The organism is Thermogymnomonas acidicola, from assembly GCF_014646795.1.
Lineage (GTDB): Archaea > Thermoplasmatota > Thermoplasmata > Thermoplasmatales > Thermoplasmataceae > Thermogymnomonas > Thermogymnomonas acidicola.
The window spans coordinates 657,659-675,824 of record NZ_BMNY01000001.1 but is presented as its reverse complement, the minus strand read 5'-3'; the positions used below and the strand labels follow the sequence as shown (position 1 = coordinate 675,824).

The window sequence follows — 18,166 nt, the reverse complement described above, 5'->3', positions numbered from 1 at the left end:
GTCCTCTAAGGCATAAGGGATGTGTGGTGACTGGCCCAGAGCGCGTAATGGATGCATACGTTAAAATCGTGTTCGTCCACGCCAAGGTTCCATGCGTCATGGTGAGGGATATGGGAAAGGGTGCCCAGGGGAATGGTAGCCTCTGGCCAGTGCAGCAAATTATTGAATTTGCCCCTACTGTCAGTGGACGGTTGAGTCCACACACGGGGTTATCCATCAGCCCCTGCATTCCAGAAGTCCTCAGGAAGCGTTCCGGTAACTCAAACGAATGTCCCAGCATGGAACTTAATCCGGTTGTTTGTACATTTATAAGAGAGAAGGAATGGGGCTCTGTAACCTGCTATGGCTGCCATAAGAGCCGCAGCACCCGCAATTACCACAGTGTCATGTATATCTATTATTGTATTCATTGTTTCTTATGGCACACCTTCCTCTGCACCGATAGGCGCAGTAGCTGTTCCTACCAGTGTCTCCAGTGTAACTTCCCCTTGGGTTCACTGGGTTGGCAGATGGGGATGAAGCAATTGGTACTTGAAGGAATAATGTGTGTGGAGAAAGCCTGGTATGTGGGGAACGGCGATTACGGTTACGCAATTTGGCTGAAGGTAAGGGGCATAACCCATGATCGTATCAAAACAATAGGAAAGGGGAGGACAAGGAAAATGATGAAGATCGTCATTCGCTAAGAGATGAGACACTCCAATGCATGAAATGGCAAAGTGAATATTGCAGAAACATGACAGCCATAAACCTTCTTGGAGGTATGCCGTGAGCCGGGATTGAACCGGCGACCTCCAGATCTTCAGTCTGGCGCTCTCCCAACTGAGCTACCACGGCCTGCCTAGTGTGATGCACTTTTCCGATTTCAATTTTACGCAGTCCCCGGCATGTAACCAAGATAAGCAACGTAGCTTTATGTGCCATGTGATTGAGCTAACACAATCTGCTCTGAGGGAGATCCTGAGGGAGGCGAAGAACGTATATATCCAGGGTGGTGCATCCACACCCACTTACCTCTTGGACATGATAGGAGAGATGGACATAGGTGGCCTATCGTTCTACCACATCGAGCTCGGCGGTGATGTTTTCCTCTTCAGGGAAGACCATACAGACAGGTTCAGGGACTACTCGTTCTTCGTGGGCGCGAACGCAAGGGATGCCCTGCAGAAGGGCTGGACAAGATATATACCCATTTTCCTCTCCGACATCCCCTGGTTTCTCAGGACGCAGATAAGGTTAGATCTTGCCATAGTCAATGTGAGCACGCCGGACAGCAAGGGCATGATGAGCCTTGGCCCAACAGTCGAGGCCGCGAAGGTTGCGGTAGAGGTTGCACGCAGGACCATTGCTCAGGTCAACGGTGAGGTCCCAAGGACCTTCGGGGATTCGCTAATCACACCTGGAATGGTGAGCCACTTTCTCAGGCATGACGAACCCCTCCACGTCACCAAGAGGGAGAGGCCGGATGAGGTGGACATGAAGATCGGCAGGAACGTTGCAGAGCTTATACCGGACGGTGCCACGGTGCAGGCCGGGATAGGCAAGGTGCCGGATGCTGTCATGCTCTCGCTCTCCGACAGGAGGGACCTGGGAGTGCACACCGAGCTGATTTCAGATGGCATTGTGGAACTCATGGAGAGAGGAGTTGTGAACAACAGGCTCAAGGCCATCGACCGGTACCACACGGTTGGTACCTTCGCAAAGGGAGAGCGCAAGGTCTTCGACTACCTGGACGACAACACATCGGTGCAGATGAGGAGCGTGGAGTACACGAACGACACATCCGTCATAAGGCGCAACAGAATGATGCACTCCATAAACTCCGCAGTGGAGGTTGACCTCACGGGGCAGGTGTCCGCAGAGTCCATAGGGCCCAGGGTCATATCCGGGGTCGGTGGCCAGATGGACTTTGTCCGTGGATCGTCACTTTCAGAGGGAGGGAAATCAATAATAGCCCTGAGGTCCACGACCAGGGACGGGAAGTCGAAGATCGTCCCGTTCCTGATGCAGGGGACTGGAGTTACTACGACAAGAAACCACGTTCAGTACGTGGTTACCGAGTACGGTGTTGCCGAACTGAGGGGCAAGACCATTCAGGAAAGGGTCACAGAGATGGTTTCGGTGGCACACCCCAGGTTCAGGTCAGAGCTGGAGGAGGAGGCATCCAGGATCCTCAGGGCCTGACATCAAGGTAAAGGGTGTAGAACGTCCCGTATTCCTCTATCCTGAACCCCATCTCCCTGGCCCCCGGGACAACGAGCTCCTTCGAAGCAGATAATTCCTCCTCCGTGTGTGGGTTCATCCACATTGCCGATTCCCTGTCCCAGTCAGCGACTAGGACCCTCTGCCTTGCCACCCTGACCATCTCCCTCAGGCCCGACACAGGATCGGACATGTGGTGAAGTGCCCCTATGGAGAATACCGTATCGAACGCACTGTCGCCAAATTCCAGCCTCTCCCCGGCCATCCTGAGAAGGCTGAGCCTGCCGGAGGAGACCTCATCCCTGTACTTTGATGAGATCTGTTCGAACGTCCAGGCCTCAGGGTCAATGCTTACCACACTGACACCCGGGATCAGCATGAGCTTGTCCAGCATTATGCCGAAGCCTGTCCCCACGTCAAGGAACCTGTTTCCCCTGGCCATCCTGGCAAACTCGTCCGCAACGTCATCCAGGGACGATTCTCTGGTCAGCATCGGCTTGAATATCCGTTGCGCTTATATTATACGTGCATGGAAGATGAGGGCACGGGCATAGGGGACACGCACAACGCTTTAATAGTATATATCATTTGATATACGGTAAGGATGAGACCACCGGACTTCGAGTATTCAGGCCCCGGGACACTCAGGGAAGCCCTTGAGTATCTGGATAGCAGGCCCGGCAGCAAGGTGCTGGCCGGGGGGCAGAGCCTCATACCTCTTCTCAAGACAAGGCTCGCCAGCCCTGCTGCTCTGGTAGACATAAACGGGATATCAGAACTCAGCTACATAACCACGGGGAGGGGAGTCCTGAGATTCGGCGCCCTGGCCAGGCACAGGGACTTCGAGCTTGGGGAGCTTCCCAGACAGCTGGAGATATTCAGGGACGTCTCGAAACAGCTGGGCGACACGCAGGTGAGGAACATGGGAACGGCCTGCGGCTCCATGGCACATGCTGACCCTGCAGGTGACTGGGGGCCTGCTGCAGTGGCTGTTGGCGCCAGGCTCATCGTGGAGAGCGTGGATGGCCGGCGTGAGGTAATGGCCAGGAACTTCTTCAAGGGGCCATTCAGCACAGACCTTAGGGAGAACGAGATCCTGGTCGGCGTGGAGGTGCCCTTCAGTGAGGGACAGGGCACGGCCTACACGAAACTGAAGAGGAAGACTGACGACTTCGCAACAGTGGGCGCCGCGGTATCCGTAAGGGTAAGCAGAGGAGGTTCAATAGAGAGTGCCACACTTGTCCTGGCAGGCGCGGGAGAGGTGCCGGTTGCAGTGGAGATCAACGATGTGGTGAAGGGCCGGACGCCTGATGAAGCAGCGGATGAGATTAAAAAGGTGGCAGGCCAGGCAGGTGAGTACCAGGAGGACCTAAGAGGTTCGGTGGAGTACAAGAGGGAGATGGCAGGCGTTATGGCACTGAGGAGCCTGCGTTCAGCCTATTCCAGGGCCAGGGGTGACTGAACCATGTCCGGAAAGATCGCGGTGGAGATGAGAGTGAACGGCGAAACCGTGAGGGCAGAGGTGCCCCCCAGGATGCTGCTCGTTGACTTCATAAGGGATGTCCTCGGTCTCACGGGGACGCACATAGGCTGTGACACGAGCCACTGTGGCGCATGCACAGTCCTGTTCGATGGGAAGGCTGTCAAGTCATGCACGATGCTCGCTGTGCAGGCCAGGGGCCATGAGATCACTACAATAGAGGGCTTGGCCCGTGATGGGGAACTGCACCCCCTCCAGAGGGCCTTCCAGAACAACCACGGCCTGCAGTGTGGCTACTGCACGCCTGGCTTCATAATGAATGCAGTCGAGTTACTGAACAGGAACGGGAATCCGAGTGAGGAGGAGATAAGGTTCCACATTGGGGGCAACCTCTGCAGGTGCACGGGCTACGTGAACATAGTGAAGGCAATAAAGGAGGCTGCACAGGGGAGGTGATAAGTTGGATAGCGCCTTTGGAGCCAGGATACCGAGGTTCGAGGATGTCAGGTTCGTGACGGGTAGGGGGAGTTACGTGGCTGACATAGAGATGCCACGCACCCTGTACCTGAAGTTTGTGAGGTCGCCCTACGGACACGCCAGGATAAAGGGCATAGACAAGTCCGAAGCGCTGAAGATGCCCGGCGTCTACGGCGTATTCACCTATGAAGATATCAGGGACGGAGTGGCCAACATACCCACGGCATGGGTGATCCCGAACTCCGACATCAAGGCCGTGCCCTACCCGCCCCTTGCCAACGGGAAGGTCAGGTACGCGGGCGAGGCCGTTGCCGCCGTACTGGCATCCGACCAGTACACCGCAGAGGACGCTGTGGAGAAGGTGAAGGTGGACTACGAGCCACTGCTTGCGGTGACAACGCAGGAGGAAGCACTGAAAGAGGGTGCGCCTCAGCTCCATGAGGAGGCACCGGGCAACGTGGCCTTCAGGTGGACTGTATCCGGCGGCGATGTGGACGGCGAGTTCAGGAAGGCAAAGCACGTGCTGAAGAAGAGGATAGTAAACCAGAGGCTGCAGCCTGCGGCTATGGAGCCCAGGGCAGCACTGGCCAGCTATGACAGCGGCAGGGGGGAGCTTACACTGTACGTCACGTCACAGAACCCGCACGTGCACAGGCTCCTCCTTTCACTGATCCTCTCAATCCCGGAGCACAGGATAAGGGTCATATCACCTGACGTCGGGGGTGGCTTCGGCAGCAAGATACCTGTCTACCCCTGGGAGGCCATAGCGTGCTACCTTGCCATCAAGACTGGCAGGCCCATAAAGTGGGTGGAGGATAGGACCGAGAACTTCCTGGGCACCATACACGGCAGGGACCATGTGCAGGATATCGAGGTTGCATTCGACGATGATGGAAAGATACGGGCCCTGAAGGTGAGTTCCCTGGCTAACATGGGTGCATACCTCTCAACCGCAGGCCCAGGCGTGCCCACAATACTCTTCGGCCTCATAGTAACGGGGTGCTACGACATCAGGGCCGCAAGCGTCACTGTAACAGGGGTGTTCACCAACACGACCCCCACAGACGCCTACAGGGGTGCCGGAAGGCCAGAGGCCTCTTACATAATAGAGCGCGTTGTGGACATGGTGGCCCAAAAGTTGAAGATGGACCCCGCGGAGGTGAGGATGAGGAACTTCATAAGGCCTGAAGATTTCCCGCACCCGAACCCCCTGGGCCTCGTGTACGACAGCGGCAACTACCAGGCGGCACTGAGGAAGGCACTGGAGAAGGTTGGATACGAAGAGCTCAGGAAGGAGCAGGAGAAGGCAAGGAAGGAGGGCAGGCTCATCGGCATTGGCATATCCTCATACGTTGAGATGTGCGGCCTGGGCCCGTCCACTGTGGTGACAGCAACCGGATTCGGTGGCGGCCTCTGGGGCTCTTCAACCATAAGGGTACACCCCACAGGCAAGGTTCAGGTGCTCACGGGTGCACACCCGCACGGCCAGGGCGAGGAGACAACATTCGCGCAGATCGTGGCAAAGGAGCTGGGTGTGCCCGTTGAGGATGTCGAGATAGTGCACGGTGACACCGAGCTGACACCGATGGGCATGGGCACATACGGCAGCAGGACAACGCCTGTGGAAGGTGGGTCCATAGCCCTCTCCGCCAGGAAGGTCGTGGAAAAGGCCAGGAAGATAGCCGCTTCTCTGCTGGAGGTATCAGAGGGGGACCTCGAGTTCAGCAACGGAAGGTTTTCGGTGAAGGGGGCTCCAACAAAGAGTGTGAGCATACAGGAGGTGGCCAACGCAGCATACATGGCTTCGAACCTGCCAAAGGGCGTGGAGCCCATGCTGGAAGCAACCACGTTTTACGACCCTGAGAACTTCGTATTCCCGTTCGGGACCCACGTGTGCGTGGTGGAGATAGACAGGGAGACGGGTAAGCCGCACATTCTGCGCTACGTTGCGGTGGATGACTGCGGGCCCCAGATCAACCCGATGATAGTGGAGGGCCAGGTACACGGTGGGGTCGCGCAGGGACTGGCCCAGGCCATGTACGAGCAGTCTGTATATGATAAGGACGGGAACCTGCTCACCTCCAGTTTCATGGAGTACCTGGTGCCGGGTGCCATGGAACTGCCCAACATAGAGACAGACAGCACTGTTACTCCGTCGCCACACAACCCCCTCGGTGTAAAGGGCATAGGCGAGGCAGGGACGATAGCATCGCCGCAGGCATTCGTGAATGCAGTTGTCGATGCCCTCAGGGAATACGGTGTGGACCACATAGACATGCCGGTGACGCCTGAAAAGGTATGGAGGGTCATACACGGTAAGAGGTGACCCTCAACACGCCATTTCTGAAGGCCTCGTGGAATGGCCTGGTCAGCAGGTCCCTCCTTGACACCAGCGAATCTATGAACGGGAGAGAGGCCAGCAGGCCATCTGTCCTCACAGAGGAGCCAGGGTTGTCAAGCAGGGGGTCGATCCAGAGGATCGAGCGGGAGAGCATCCTCAGCGCCCTCACGCCCTCGGCCATCTTTGCTGGGTCGCCCAGGTCCAGGCCGTCACTCACCACAACAGCATGTCTTCCCTCGGCGTGCTCCGGGTGCTCCCTGACGAGGCCTGCCAGCGCGGGGCCTATAGCAGTGCCCGTGTCCATTGAGGATATCACGGCGGAGAGTTCGCCCTGCATCGAGCGCAGCCTGAGGTAGTCAGTTATCTCCCGGTACTCGGATGAGATTGCGTAGACATGGCTCCCCCTTGAGCTCCTGAGTATTGAGAGGGCCAGGGAAACCTCCCAGCCTTCCAGGCCGTGCATGGACCCGCTGACGTCTATGAGCACCAGGAAAGATCCCCTGCTCCTCTTCCTGCCCCTCATTGGCAAATCGAGTACTTCCCTGTCCCTGGCCACCTCCCTCACGGCGGCGGGCATATCAATGACCCTCCGGCCCTTCCCTGGCCTGTGGCCCTCCACCAGGGGCAGGTACCTGGTCATCTCCCTCCCTATCCTGAAATAGGCGTTCTCCGCGCTTACCCTCCTTTCCACTGTCTTCCCACGGGAGCCGTAGAGCGTCCTAATGAAGTAATTGGATGGGCTCTGCCCTGCTGGCCTGCTGTAAGGTACCTGTGCCGGTGGCCCGAGATCGACGCAGTTGTTGAAAAGCCAGCACCTCTGGTACGCGTCCCTGACAACCTGTATTTCCTCTGGCTTCCTGGCAAAGAGCGAGACAGCAGCGTTAAGGACGAACTGGTTATCTGTTATGCCGCACCACTCGATCGCTGCCATGAAGTCCGATACTGCAACCATGTCCCTCCTGCCGAGGGAGGCCTGCAGGTGCCTTGAAAAGAGGAGCGCCTTAGCGTACAGCCTCTCTTCCATCTGCGGCACCGAGTACGTTCGATTCCACAACAAGGCGGTAGTCCTCAGGGTTCTTCGCTATGGTGGATGCCAGCACCTCTGGGTTCCCTAAACCCAGGTACACCATCGAGAGCGCCAGGTCTATGGTCTCAGATATGCCAGGCTTCTTGACCATGCCCTCCAGCCTCCTTACCTTCCTCGTTACCTCCACAGCAGCCCTTGCCAGGGAGGGGCTGATGCCAGCGGCCCGTGACATGACTATTTCGACCTCCCTCTCAGCGTCTGGGTAGTCCAGGAAGAGGTAGATGCATCGCCTCCTCAGGGCGTCGCTGAGTTCCCTGGTCCTGTTCGAAGTCACTATAACGACGGGCCTCTGGCTCGCCCTTATGGTACCGAGCTCGGGTATCGATACCTGGAACTCTCCCAGGAACTCCAGGATCATGCCCTCGAACTCCTCATCTGACCTGTCGATCTCGTCAATGAGGAGAACAGACCTCTGGCCGCCGGATATGCTCTCCAGAATGGGCCTCTTTATCAGGAACTCCTCAGAGAAGACACGCCTGTAGTCCATGTCATTTGCCTCAGAGGTCCTGAGGAAGAGGAGCTGTTTCTGGTAGTTCCACTCATAGAAAGCGGAACTGTAGTCCATGCCCTCATGGCACTGAATCCTGTGGAGTTTCATCCCCGTTGACTGGGCCACGGACTTCGCAAGCTCTGTCTTCCCGCTCCCCGGTGGGCCTTCAACCAGCAGCGGCTTGCCCAGCAATTCAGACAGGAAGAGGGATGTGCATATCCTGCTGTCTGGTATGTACCCTGCAGAGCGCAGGGACGCTTCCACATCCCCTGGAGAACTCCAGATGGGCATCGCTTTCATAGTGATATATGGTATGAATAGTTTTCCAGTTCCGCTTCAGTCCGACTCCAGGCCAACCGGGTCGATCCTCTCCACGTTCGAGGAGTGTGTGTATGCGACGATGCAGAAGACCAGTGTGAGCACAAGGAATATGGTTATGTCAACTGAGACGTGGAAATAAGATATGACATATCCGCCGGCGATGCCCGTAAGGGCCTCAACTACCTTGTTGACCATGTAGTTGAAGCCGTTCACGGTGCCCCTGAACCTGGAGCCGAAGGCGTGGTTCACGATGGCGTTGTAGGACATGGGGCCGAGGTACTCTAGGAACAGGGTCAGTGCTGACATGGGCACGAACACAACCCTGGGGAGAATGCCCAGAGACGCCAGTAGAGCGATGAAGAGCGATGCCACTATGCCGAACGAAGGCAGAGTGGCAGAATGCTTTGTCCCGTACCTGAAGGCCAGCCTTGAGCTCAGGAAGCCGCCCGCGAGGGCGGCAGCGTATATGGGCACGTCGAAGTACAGTGAGCCGGTCACGCCTCCGAGGCCCAGTTCAAGGAGGGAGTAGGTGATGTAGAAGCTGAAGCCCCAGGAGATGATCCCAACGATCACGTTGAGGGATGTGGAGAAGATTAGGACGCCCCTCTTCCCGGACGAGAGGGCAGCCCCGATGGATGGCCTTAGTGTGCCAGAGGCCCTCTCGGCACTACCAGAAATGTTGGGGCTTTCTCCGTATATGCTCCTCAGTACCTCGTCAGCCTCCCTGTACCTGCCCGTCCGGGCCAGCCAGAACGGCGTCTCAGGTATCCTCGACCTGAAGATGAGGACGACGAGGGCGGCGGCTGCTCCAACAGCAACAGGGTACCTCCAGGTGTTTGGGCCGTACCCTGCAACGTGGATCAGGAGGAGCACCAGTCCCACTGCGAGAAGGGCAGTCATGGAGAAGGCATAGGCCCACAGTGGGTAGACCTCCTTCCTCTGCGCCGTGCTGATGAACTCGTAAATGTACGTGAAGCCGGTGGCCACGTCTGCCCCAAGGCCAAAGCCCATCACAGCCCTAAATGCAGTGAACTCCACAGCACTTGTCGATAAAGCCTGGAGCGCTGCCATGACGACGAAGACAAGGAGGTTGTAGATGAGCATGGTCCTCCTGCCGAGCCGGTCGGTCATGAGGCCTCCGAAAAGTGCACCCACCACTGCCCCGATGTTGGCAGAACCCACCGCAAACCCGAGCAGGAGGCCGCCCGGGTGGAAAGCCATCCTGAAGGATGCGAGCGTGAAGGAGAAGGAGGTAAGATCCCAGACATCAATGAATATCCCGGCCATGGCCAGTGCGATCATGGCCCTCCTCAGCCTGTTGTCGTGGCTGAAGACGAACTTCGCCACCGATATCAGCGGGGTCTCTGCCATGGTTACCCGTAGTTCGTCAGGATAAATCTCTTTTTGGATGGAAAATCCTTATTTCCCCAGCAACAATGGTGTGGACGGTGGTGCATCACGAAGTTCCAGGGCTCATTCAATGTATCCGTGCCACCAGAGAAGGTGTATTCGTTCCTGACTGACCCGGAAAAGCTGGCCTCAGTGGTGCCGGACAAGGAGGGACAGTCTGTTTCTGGTGACGGTTCGCTCAACCTCACGGTCAAGGTCGGCATATCGTTCATAAAGGGGACGTTTAACGTTAATGTCAAGGTCTCGGATTCGAAGCCAGGCGAATCTGTCACAATAACGGGGGCCGGCTCTGGAAAGGGCGGGGCCGTGGATTTCACGGTGAACTGCAGGATTGCACAGGAAGGCGGTGGCTCGAGGGTTGACTGGGATGTGGACCTTAACATAAGGGGAACAATAGCCACAATGGGAGCCAGGATGATACAGGGGCAGGCGAAGAAGTACATAGACCAGATGATAGGTGACATGAAGAAATCGCTCGAGGTGGCCTCATAGGCACCCCAGCTTCCTTTTCAGCATGGCAAGGTCCTCTGGTGTGTCCACATCTGTGAGGCTGTCGGCATCAGCGTCGATGAAAACAACATCCTCCGGGTGGCTGTCCAGGATCTGCTTGGCCCCCCTGTCTCCGCGCAGCGCCCTGAGTTCGCCGTAGAACTCTTTGGGGAAGCAGACCGGCGTGACCGTCTCACCATTCACCCGTGTGGCGCATATCCTGCCAGGAGTGCATCTGGCAATGAGCCTCTCGATGTGCTCCGCACGCACCAGTGGCTGGTCTCCGTTCACGAATACGATCCTGGCTGAACTGGACAGTGCCTCCACCGCACACCTTATGGAGGAGGACATGCCCTGGGACGGATCCCTGTTTATCACCTTCGGGACACCCGTATCTCTGTCGGCCAGGCCACTCGCCTCCGATACGACGATGAATGTCTGCCACGGGCCAGTCCTGACGTTCCGGAGCGTGAGGCTGAAGAGCGGCATGCCGCAGACGTCCTGCAGCAGTTTCTTGTCACCAAAGCGCCTTGACAGCCCCGCTGCCAGGACCACCACGGAATCCGAGTCAATCACCCCCGGAAAGGTGCCTCAGGCCGTCGATGAACTTTTCCCTGTCCTCTTCCGAACCCCTCTTGACCGGCATTGATAGCAGGATCTTCCCACCCCTCTTCCCTATTTTTCTGGTCAACCTCTCAACATACCCGGAGATGTTTCCGGATGTGTAGGTGACAGCCAGGGCGATCCTCCTGCCACCCAGATCGGCGCTGGAGAGGAACCCGTTGACTACCGGGCAGTTGTACACCCACTTTGGAAAGACAAAGACCAGGTCCTCCGAGCCCAGGTCGACCTGCTTAACCCTTACAGAGGAGCCAGGTATGGATGCCAGGAACTGCCATGTCCTGAACCCGTGGTTCCTGACAGGCTCGAGCTGCACCGATGGTACCCCACCGAGGGACGTGGACACTTCATTTATAAAGGCCTGTCCCGATCGGCCCTGGCCAAAGTGGACGATCCTCCAGCCCATAGGGGGTAATGGTAAATGTGTTAAAAAATGGATACGCCGGGCGTTTATGATACTATGAAGCCGCCGGTCATCCAGCCGGGGGTGTCCATGGCACCGGACCAGCCGCTGGGCCCAGAGCCGCAGGCCGCCTCACAGTGCCACTGGTAAACACCTGGCGACATTGCAGGTATCACAGCATGCACCACAGAGGTGGGCGGCACGGGGATATTCACTATTGGAGTGCTCTGGCTGAAGAGAGTGAAGGTGTGCGCTATGTCATTCTGGTTCACCGCACTGACATTCTGAGCACCTGACAGGATCTCCAGGCCGCCGGATGCCTGCGTCATGTTGACCATGGTGTTGTTCACTATCTGCTCCATGTTACCCACGGTGCCGAAGACCCTAGACATGGAGGCGGGCACAGGGGCCGTGCCGTTATCGTAGCATATTATGGTGATGCTTATCTCCACTCCAGATGGAACAGTTATCGTGGTTGATGGCACCAGGCTACCGTTTTCGAGCACGAAGAATGCAGGCTGGTCACCAACGGTCGAGTTGAAGTAGTTGTTCGTGGTGATCACGAGAGTGAGCTGGTAGGGCCCATTCTGGACAGCCGAGGCCTGAGGCTGTGAAGGTGATGAGTTGTATGTCATGACCCAGGCCACACCGATCGCCCCAGCGACGATCAGGGCGGCGACGCCTATTATGAAGAGTGAGTTTGCCTTGTCCATTTTCCTCACCATTTGCAGTAGGGGAAATGTTGAGATAAGTGGATAGCCTTAGATGTTAGCTTGATCCCATGCTGAAGTCTGGCTCCAGGGTGATAGGTATAGATGACGCACCCTTCAGGAGAGGGGTGGACAGGAAAACACATATCGTTGGGGTCATGTCAAGGCTCTCCGGGTATGTAGAGAAGGTATTCGTTGGCGAGGTCACGGTGGATGGCGACGATTCCACAGAGAGGATCTCGGACATAGTTTCCTCCGCAGGCAACGTGCTGGCCGTGCTCACGGACGGGGTAACCTTCGGTGGCCTGAACGTGTGCGATATAAGGAAGGTGGCGGAGGCCACTGGTGTGCCAGTGATCAGCTTCGTGGACCACATGCCAGATGTTGAGAGGATGGCAGAGGCGATTCAGAAACACACGGTAAGGCCTGAGGGCAAGATAGGGATCCTGAGGGCACTCACGACCCATAGGGTGGAGGTGGATGGCCACGCGGCCTTTTTGAACATAGAAGGCACAGACCTTGATACTGCGAGAGAGATAATCAGGGCGTCGACCATAAGGGGCCACACGCCGGAGCCCCTAAGGCTCGCACACCTCATCGCGGGTGCTCTAAAAAATGGTGTCAGTAGGGGGAGGCCCTAGCTCACTCCCTGAACATGAAGAACTCCAGCTGGTCAACGGCCTTGCCCTTCACCTGGTCAAGCTTCTGGAGCACCTCGTCGAGGGTGTCCTCCTCCACAGGTATGTACTTCATCCTGCCCTGCGACATGTGGTATGAACCGGGGCAGAGCGTGCCCTCCTTGACTATTATGGCGTCAGGCTTGAGTGTCAGTATGCCCCTCATCGCTATCTCCTTACCCCCGTGGGGCATCCCGTAGCCGGGGTTCTCGTACTCCTTTATCTCATTCTTCTCCTCGTCTATCTCGACTATGGTGTCCCCGTAATCCAGAGGGGTGAGCATCCTGTCTTCGTCCACAACTGCAACTATCTTCATAGCTGCACCATGCGTATCTGGGATTTAACCTTGATGTGTCCCCTCAAGGTACATGGTGCCCTGCAACGTGTGACCGCAGCCTGCGGAGATTCCGGATCCCGGCAGGTCTCCCATTTATATCCCCAGCTGCACCATTTCCAGTTTGTTAACCGAGATTAAAAATTTATTAAATGCTACGATACACTTCATATGCCCGCCTCTGAACAGAAGATAATCAACAGGAAGATGCAGGGTGATTTTGTAACCAACCTGATCAGGCAGGTCAAGTTCAAGAGGAGCGACTTCAGGACAATAGGGTCCTTTGGCGGGTTCACATCACTCATCGACCTGGGGAACCTGGCCCTGGCGTTCAACAACGACGGCGTAGGCACCAAGACAATAATAGCGGAGAGGGCAAACCGGTGGGAGCCTATAGCCATCGACTGCGTTGCCATGAACGTCAACGACACCATAACTGTTGGTGCAGACCCGATTGCCATGGTGGACTACATAGCGCTCAAGGAGATGGACAACGAGGTGGCACGGCAGCTGGGCACAGGCTTCAACGTTGGCACGCAGATGGCCAACGTCACCCTGGTGGGCGGTGAGACGGCAATAGTGCCAGACCTGGTGAACCACGTGGACGTGTCAGGGGCAGTGGTAGGCATTGTGCAGAAGTCGCAGATAGTAACGGGGGAGAACATACAGGATGGCGACCTGATCTTTGGTCTCCAGAGCAGCGGCCTGCATTCCAACGGCTTCACCACTGTGAGGGACATAATAGACAAGAACGAGATTGACCTGTTTTCCCAGTTCCCCGGGGAGAGCAAGAAGACCGTGGACGTCCTGCTTGAGCCAACCAGGATCTACGTCAGGGAAGTCCTGGACATAATGAACATCGTCAACATAAAGGGGATGGCCAACATAACCGGGGGCGGAATAAAGAACATAGTGAGAATGAAGGACATGAAGTATGTCATAGAGGACCCAATAGAGCCACAAAACGTCTTCAAGAAACTTATGGAGATGGGAAACCTGAGCTACGAGCAGATGTACGAGATATTCAACATGGGCATAGGTTTCGTCATAGTCATAGACCCGGAGAGCAGGATCGACTTCATAAACGCCATGAGGAACAAGGTCCAGTTCAAGGAGATAGGGCACGTGGAGAACGGCAGCGGCATAGAGATACCGAAGTACGGTGTCAAGCTGTCGGGCTACTACTGACCCCCAGAGAATACCTCCATAACGACCACACTATCCCCGTCGTCTATAACCCTGTCGGACGTAGCTGGAAATCCGTTGACAAGGACTATGTGGGCCTCCCTGCTAAGGCCCAGCCTATCGAACATTGAGTCCACGGTCATCTGACCGTGCTTCTCGATCACAGACCTCCTCCGGCCCACCACCGTTATCATGGACAGCCCCGGGCAGATTCGAACTGCCGTCGTCGGATCCAAAGTCCGAAATGCTTGTCCACTACACCACGGGGCTTGCTACTGGGAAATGCGAGTTAAAATAAATATTATACGTGGTGTAGTCTGCCTTATGGCGTTATCTTTATTGCCCTTGTCGGACAGACACTCTCGCAGGCCATGCAGAAGATGCACTCGCTCTCCCTAACAGGGTCACACTTGTCTGTCCTGTACTTGTCCCAGAGCTCCTTGTCGTTGGCTATGTTCTTGTCGTTGCCGGTACCCATCTGCCCCGGGTTCAGGAACCACTCGTACAGGGTTACCGGGCACACGTCCATGCATGCGCCGTCCGCGATGCATGCCTCCCAGTCAATCGCGACCTTTGTGCCGTGTATTCCGTTCTTTGTGGGATAGGGCTTGCCATCAGCATCGTACCTCTGTATGCCCTCTGCCCTGACCTCGTGATCGTGGTGCTTTCCGGTGACAGGGTAGTGCTCGGTGTCCTCAAGGAAGTTCTCATCGATGGGCTTCGGTTTGTAGTCTAGAGTCTCAAGCTTTACCAAATGACCACCGCTCCCGATATCACCTGAAACTTATTTAAATTATATGTTGTACTCATTCCAGAATGGAGTTGAGGTTCCGGCGTGGATAATTTTCTGGATCCCGTTCCAGATGGTGCACCGTGCTAGAGTACATCGCACTTGCCGGTGGGGCAGGCGGGGTCAAAGGTAGCGTCCACCTCCACGTACTTCTCCGGGACCTCCACGATGAACTCTGCCTTTGGCTTCTGTTCCCTGCCAGCGTATAGAACCTGCTCACTCTTGCTGCGGTCCCTGTAAACAGTTATACCCTTGCAGTTAAGCTGCCTGGCCAGCCTGTATGCCTCCTCCACGTCCTCCACAGTGGCGTCACTTGGCAGGTTTATGGTCTTCGAAACCGCTGCGTCCACGTACTTCTGGAACGTGGCCTGCATGGTGACGTGCCACTCAGGCCTTATCTCGAGAGCGGTCCTGAAGACCCTCTTGAGGTCCTCAGGCACGCTTGTCCCCACCAGTGTGCCCGTGGATGCTATCCTGTTCACCAGCTGCTCTGAATAGAGGCCCCTTTCGCGGAGTTTCCTCTCTAGGACCCAGTTGACTTCCATGAGCTCCTTCCCGTCCAGCACGTGCCTTATGAAGGCCAGGGCATAGAACGGCTCAATCGATGAGGAGCACCCGGCTATGATCGATATAGTACCCGTGGGGGCTATGCTGGTTGTGGCCGAGTTCCTCATCTTCCTGCCCATCGCGTGCCATAGCGAGCCTTCCCAGGCCGGGAATGTCCCCCTCTCCTCCGCAAGCCTCTCGGACTCCGAGTGGGAGGTCTCCTGTATGAACGACATCACCTGTTCAGCCACGCTCAGCGCCTCGTTGGAATCGTACGGAATGTCCATGAGCGCCAGGGCGTCTGCGAACCCCATGACGCCAAGGCCTATCCTCCTTGTCTTTCTTGTTACCTCCTCTATCTCCTTTACAGGGTACCTGTTCGCGTCTATCACGTCGTCCAGGAAGCGCACCGCAAGGCGCACAGTCTTCTCCAAGGCATCGAAGTCGATCTTCCCATCCACAACGAACTTCGACAGGTTTATGGAGCCGAGGTTGCAGGATTCGTAATCCAGCAGTGGCTGCTCACCGCAGTTGTGCACCACAAGGCCGTTTGCAATGAAGGAGTGGGTAACTGGCTCTGTAATGTCGAAGACCTCCTCCTCCCCCTCGAACTCCAGGCCTGCAAAAGTGTAACTCACTCCACCTTCCCCCTGCCGCCTTACATTGAGCTTATCGCCATATAGACTGGCCTGGAATCCGTTGTTTATCAGGAGTACATGGAGGGCGTTGATCGCCTCTTCATCCATGTCACTTACGTCTACCGACAACTGCTCCCCATTGTCCCCCTCTGCAAACATTGAAGATATGAAACCTTCCTGTGCCTCCCTGCTCATCTGCAGGAGTTCTTCAATCAGGGAGACATGGACAAGGGCCTGCGCCCCACCATCTAACCCCCTCATGCTCCTGTATATCCTGGCGCCGTCCTCCCTTGTGCCCTGGGACCCGAAAGAGCCCGCACCGGAATAGATCCTGATCCTTTCGCCCCTCCTCAGCTCACCAGCCGTTACCCAGCCCCTATCGTCGCTGTAGACCCTGTGGTCCAGTGTCAGCCTAATATAGAGGCCCTCCTCGGTTATGAGCCTGTAGGTGTTCTTCACTCCGGTTGTGAATACCCTGGAGGCCTGCCTCTGCTGGCCCTTCCTGAACCTGCTGTCTATCGATACTTTGATCCTCCCGCCTTTCCTCGCCAGGTCTCTGGCCCTCATGATGCCGCTGGAGGTGAATATGAAAGTGTCACCAGCCACGCATGGGTTCGTTGCTTCTATGCTCCCCAGGTTGGGGACGGTGTTGTGCCTGTTTATCTCGTCTATGAAGATAAGCCCAGGGTCACCACTGGCCCATGCGCTCCTCACTATGGCGTCCCAGAGCGTCTGTGCCCTGAGGTGGCCAGTGGCCTGCCCGGTCCTGGGGTTTACCAGGTCTATGTATCCATCGTTACTGAGCGCCTCGAAGAACTTCTCATCAACCGCAACCGATATGTTGAAGTTCCTGAGCACCGTGTTTGCCGGGTCCTTGCTCGTGACGAACTCCATTATGTCGGGGTGGTCATACCTCAGCACCCCCATGTTCGCCCCACGCCTCTTGCCGCCCTGCTTTATCACGTCCGTTGTGACATCGAATACCTTCATGAAAGATACGGGGCCAGAGGCCACCCCCATCGTCGAGCCCACCACGTCGTTCTTTGGCCTGAGCCTGGAGAATGAAAAGCCTGTACCACCACCAGACTTGTGTATCCTTGCGGTGTTCTTTAAGGTCTCAAAGATCTCGTCTATGCTGTCACCCACAGGGAGTACAAAGCAGGCCGAGAGCTGGCCCAGCTCTGTTCCCGCATTCATCAGCGTGGGCGAGTTGGGGAGGAAGCGGAGCTCTGTCATCTCCCTGTAGAACTGCTCTATGTAAGTCCATGCCATGGAAGGCCTCTCCACGAACTCCCTGAAGGATTCCCAGTCACACTTCAGCCCCTTCTCGCTGCAGACCTTCTCAAATATCCTCTTCAGTTCACTGATCTGTGTGGGAGAGAGCTGGTAAAACTTGCCCTCCCTGGTATTCCCCCCTCTCAGGAACTCGTATACAAGCTCCACCATGCCAACGTTCAGGGCCACGCGCCAGAACATCTGCCTGGGGGTCTCAACAACGTTACCATTCCTGTCCTTCAGGAGGTACCTGGCCCTTAGGACTTCAACTGCATTGAGCGTGAGCTTCATGTCATCGTTCACGCCAAGGTTCCTCTTCGTCTCCCTTACGAGCCTCCTCTGCTCCCTGTAGAGTATATACGCCCTCGCGACCTGGGCGAACCTGACACCGTCACGCTCGTACTCCATTAGGACTTCTTCGACCCTGTCCTGGATCGTCTCAACATCTACCTTATCGGATTGCAGGAGGCCAAGCACACGCCTTGTGACCTCCTCTGCATCAGACATGCTCCCCAGCCTAGACGACAGCATGGCCCGGTAGACCGCATTCTTTATTCTCTCCCTATCGAACGGGACTTCGCTTCCGTCCCTCTTCACAACCCATCTGGGTTCTGGCATAGGAGAACATCACACCCTTTGTGCATAATACAGCAGCCTAACATATAAGGTTTGACAGTTATCCCGATACGA

General features: G+C 56.3%; 18 protein-coding genes and 2 tRNA genes. 7 read left to right on the top strand and 13 right to left on the bottom strand.

The window, feature by feature from the left end:
- Nucleotides 1-764: 764 nt before the first annotated feature.
- A tRNA-Phe gene (locus IEW66_RS03305) sits at nt 765-837 on the bottom strand.
- An 87-nt stretch (nt 838-924) separates the two neighbouring features.
- Between IEW66_RS03305 and IEW66_RS03300 the strand changes: the two genes are divergently transcribed.
- On the top strand, nt 925-2,184 hold the full coding sequence (locus IEW66_RS03300) for an acetyl-CoA hydrolase/transferase family protein (protein ID WP_229657468.1): 1,260 nt from the start codon (nt 925-927) through the stop codon (nt 2,182-2,184).
- Here IEW66_RS03300 and IEW66_RS03295 read toward each other — a convergent pair.
- Complete coding sequence (locus IEW66_RS03295; protein ID WP_188680285.1) at nt 2,174-2,695, bottom strand: class I SAM-dependent methyltransferase; 522 nt, start codon at nt 2,693-2,695, stop codon at nt 2,174-2,176. The two genes, IEW66_RS03300 and IEW66_RS03295, sit on opposite strands and share 11 nt — an antisense overlap.
- 111 nt (nt 2,696-2,806) lie before the next feature.
- On the opposite strand from IEW66_RS03295, the gene IEW66_RS03290 reads away from it, so the two are divergent.
- Genes IEW66_RS03290 through IEW66_RS03280 form a run of 3 tightly spaced genes read left to right on the top strand, consistent with a single transcriptional unit; the run spans nt 2,807 to nt 6,485 of the window.
- Nucleotides 2,807-3,664: an FAD binding domain-containing protein gene (locus IEW66_RS03290; RefSeq protein ID WP_188680282.1), complete on the top strand. Its 858-nt coding sequence runs from the start codon at nt 2,807-2,809 to the stop codon at nt 3,662-3,664.
- A 3-nt stretch (nt 3,665-3,667) separates the two neighbouring features.
- Nucleotides 3,668-4,138: a (2Fe-2S)-binding protein gene (locus IEW66_RS03285; RefSeq protein ID WP_188680280.1), complete on the top strand. Its 471-nt coding sequence runs from the start codon at nt 3,668-3,670 to the stop codon at nt 4,136-4,138.
- 4 nt (nt 4,139-4,142) lie between these two features.
- Nucleotides 4,143-6,485, top strand: a complete 2,343-nt coding sequence (locus IEW66_RS03280; RefSeq protein WP_188680278.1) for a xanthine dehydrogenase family protein molybdopterin-binding subunit — start codon at nt 4,143-4,145, stop codon at nt 6,483-6,485.
- Here the strand turns inward: IEW66_RS03280 and IEW66_RS03275 are convergent.
- The 3 genes from IEW66_RS03275 to IEW66_RS03265 are packed head-to-tail and all read right to left on the bottom strand — an operon-like array spanning nt 6,466 to nt 9,769.
- The gene (locus IEW66_RS03275) at nt 6,466-7,524 is read right to left on the bottom strand and encodes a VWA domain-containing protein (protein ID WP_188680276.1); all 1,059 of its coding nucleotides are present in this window, start codon (nt 7,522-7,524) and stop codon (nt 6,466-6,468) included. The two genes, IEW66_RS03280 and IEW66_RS03275, sit on opposite strands and share 20 nt — an antisense overlap.
- A complete protein-coding gene (locus tag IEW66_RS03270; RefSeq protein WP_188680274.1) occupies nt 7,502-8,368 on the bottom strand; it encodes an AAA family ATPase in 867 nt (288 codons plus the stop codon). The genes IEW66_RS03275 and IEW66_RS03270 overlap by 23 nt, the downstream gene beginning before the upstream one ends.
- A 45-nt stretch (nt 8,369-8,413) precedes the next feature.
- A complete protein-coding gene (locus IEW66_RS03265) occupies nt 8,414-9,769 on the bottom strand; it encodes an MFS transporter (RefSeq protein ID WP_188680272.1) in 1,356 nt (451 codons plus the stop codon).
- Nucleotides 9,770-9,802: 33 nt separating this feature from the next.
- On the opposite strand from IEW66_RS03265, the gene IEW66_RS03260 reads away from it, so the two are divergent.
- Entirely contained in the window at nt 9,803-10,300 is a 498-nt protein-coding gene (locus IEW66_RS03260) for an SRPBCC family protein (RefSeq protein ID WP_306789756.1), read from the top strand.
- Here the strand turns inward: IEW66_RS03260 and IEW66_RS03255 are convergent.
- The 3 genes from IEW66_RS03255 to IEW66_RS03245 are packed head-to-tail and all read right to left on the bottom strand — an operon-like array spanning nt 10,295 to nt 12,034.
- Complete coding sequence (locus tag IEW66_RS03255) at nt 10,295-10,873, bottom strand: nucleotidyltransferase family protein (protein WP_188680268.1); 579 nt, start codon at nt 10,871-10,873, stop codon at nt 10,295-10,297. The two genes, IEW66_RS03260 and IEW66_RS03255, sit on opposite strands and share 6 nt — an antisense overlap.
- The gene (locus tag IEW66_RS03250) at nt 10,866-11,324 is read right to left on the bottom strand and encodes a hypothetical protein (protein WP_188680266.1); all 459 of its coding nucleotides are present in this window, start codon (nt 11,322-11,324) and stop codon (nt 10,866-10,868) included. The genes IEW66_RS03255 and IEW66_RS03250 overlap by 8 nt, the downstream gene beginning before the upstream one ends.
- A gap of 44 nt (nt 11,325-11,368) precedes the next feature.
- Nucleotides 11,369-12,034: a hypothetical protein gene (locus tag IEW66_RS03245; protein ID WP_188680264.1), complete on the bottom strand. Its 666-nt coding sequence runs from the start codon at nt 12,032-12,034 to the stop codon at nt 11,369-11,371.
- 68 nt (nt 12,035-12,102) lie between these two features.
- On the opposite strand from IEW66_RS03245, the gene IEW66_RS03240 reads away from it, so the two are divergent.
- Complete coding sequence (locus IEW66_RS03240) at nt 12,103-12,672, top strand: endonuclease dU (protein WP_188680262.1); 570 nt, start codon at nt 12,103-12,105, stop codon at nt 12,670-12,672.
- A 1-nt stretch (nt 12,673) separates the two neighbouring features.
- Here IEW66_RS03240 and IEW66_RS03235 read toward each other — a convergent pair whose 3' ends face one another.
- Nucleotides 12,674-13,024 (bottom strand): hypothetical protein, encoded by a 351-nt coding sequence (locus tag IEW66_RS03235; protein WP_188680260.1) that lies wholly within the window; start codon nt 13,022-13,024, stop codon nt 12,674-12,676.
- Between the two features lie 189 nt (nt 13,025-13,213).
- Between IEW66_RS03235 and purM the strand changes: the two genes are divergently transcribed.
- Nucleotides 13,214-14,230, top strand: a complete 1,017-nt coding sequence (purM, locus tag IEW66_RS03230) for a phosphoribosylformylglycinamidine cyclo-ligase (protein ID WP_188680258.1) — start codon at nt 13,214-13,216, stop codon at nt 14,228-14,230.
- Here the strand turns inward: purM and IEW66_RS03225 are convergent.
- From IEW66_RS03225 to IEW66_RS03210, 4 genes are all read right to left on the bottom strand, one after another.
- Complete coding sequence (locus IEW66_RS03225; protein WP_075057406.1) at nt 14,224-14,421, bottom strand: MoaD/ThiS family protein; 198 nt, start codon at nt 14,419-14,421, stop codon at nt 14,224-14,226. The two genes, purM and IEW66_RS03225, sit on opposite strands and share 7 nt — an antisense overlap.
- 3 nt (nt 14,422-14,424) lie before the next feature.
- Nucleotides 14,425-14,497: transfer RNA gene (locus IEW66_RS03220), tRNA-Gln, on the bottom strand.
- A 52-nt stretch (nt 14,498-14,549) separates the two neighbouring features.
- Entirely contained in the window at nt 14,550-14,981 is a 432-nt protein-coding gene (zfx, locus tag IEW66_RS03215) for a zinc-containing ferredoxin (RefSeq protein WP_188680256.1), read from the bottom strand.
- Nucleotides 14,982-15,103: 122 nt separating this feature from the next.
- Nucleotides 15,104-18,094 (bottom strand): ribonucleotide reductase N-terminal alpha domain-containing protein, encoded by a 2,991-nt coding sequence (locus IEW66_RS03210; protein WP_188680254.1) that lies wholly within the window; start codon nt 18,092-18,094, stop codon nt 15,104-15,106.
- Nucleotides 18,095-18,166 lie beyond the last annotated feature (72 nt).

Coding starts and splice junctions, on each gene's coding strand:
- IEW66_RS03235 (WP_188680260.1), bottom strand. CDS start 13,024: ATGAAGATAGTTGCAGTTGTGGACGAAGACAGGATGCTCACCCCTCTG.
- IEW66_RS03240 (WP_188680262.1), top strand. CDS start 12,103: ATGCTGAAGTCTGGCTCCAGGGTGATAGGTATAGATGACGCACCCTTC.
- IEW66_RS03225 (WP_075057406.1), bottom strand. CDS start 14,421: ATGATAACGGTGGTGGGCCGGAGGAGGTCTGTGATCGAGAAGCACGGT.
- IEW66_RS03270 (WP_188680274.1), bottom strand. CDS start 8,368: ATGCCCATCTGGAGTTCTCCAGGGGATGTGGAAGCGTCCCTGCGCTCT.
- IEW66_RS03290 (WP_188680282.1), top strand. CDS start 2,807: ATGAGACCACCGGACTTCGAGTATTCAGGCCCCGGGACACTCAGGGAA.
- IEW66_RS03265 (WP_188680272.1), bottom strand. CDS start 9,769: ATGGCAGAGACCCCGCTGATATCGGTGGCGAAGTTCGTCTTCAGCCAC.
- IEW66_RS03250 (WP_188680266.1), bottom strand. CDS start 11,324: ATGGGCTGGAGGATCGTCCACTTTGGCCAGGGCCGATCGGGACAGGCC.
- IEW66_RS03295 (WP_188680285.1), bottom strand. CDS start 2,695: ATGCTGACCAGAGAATCGTCCCTGGATGACGTTGCGGACGAGTTTGCC.
- IEW66_RS03245 (WP_188680264.1), bottom strand. CDS start 12,034: ATGGACAAGGCAAACTCACTCTTCATAATAGGCGTCGCCGCCCTGATC.
- IEW66_RS03285 (WP_188680280.1), top strand. CDS start 3,668: ATGTCCGGAAAGATCGCGGTGGAGATGAGAGTGAACGGCGAAACCGTG.
- IEW66_RS03275 (WP_188680276.1), bottom strand. CDS start 7,524: ATGGAAGAGAGGCTGTACGCTAAGGCGCTCCTCTTTTCAAGGCACCTG.
- purM (WP_188680258.1), top strand. CDS start 13,214: ATGCCCGCCTCTGAACAGAAGATAATCAACAGGAAGATGCAGGGTGAT.
- IEW66_RS03210 (WP_188680254.1), bottom strand. CDS start 18,094: ATGCCAGAACCCAGATGGGTTGTGAAGAGGGACGGAAGCGAAGTCCCG.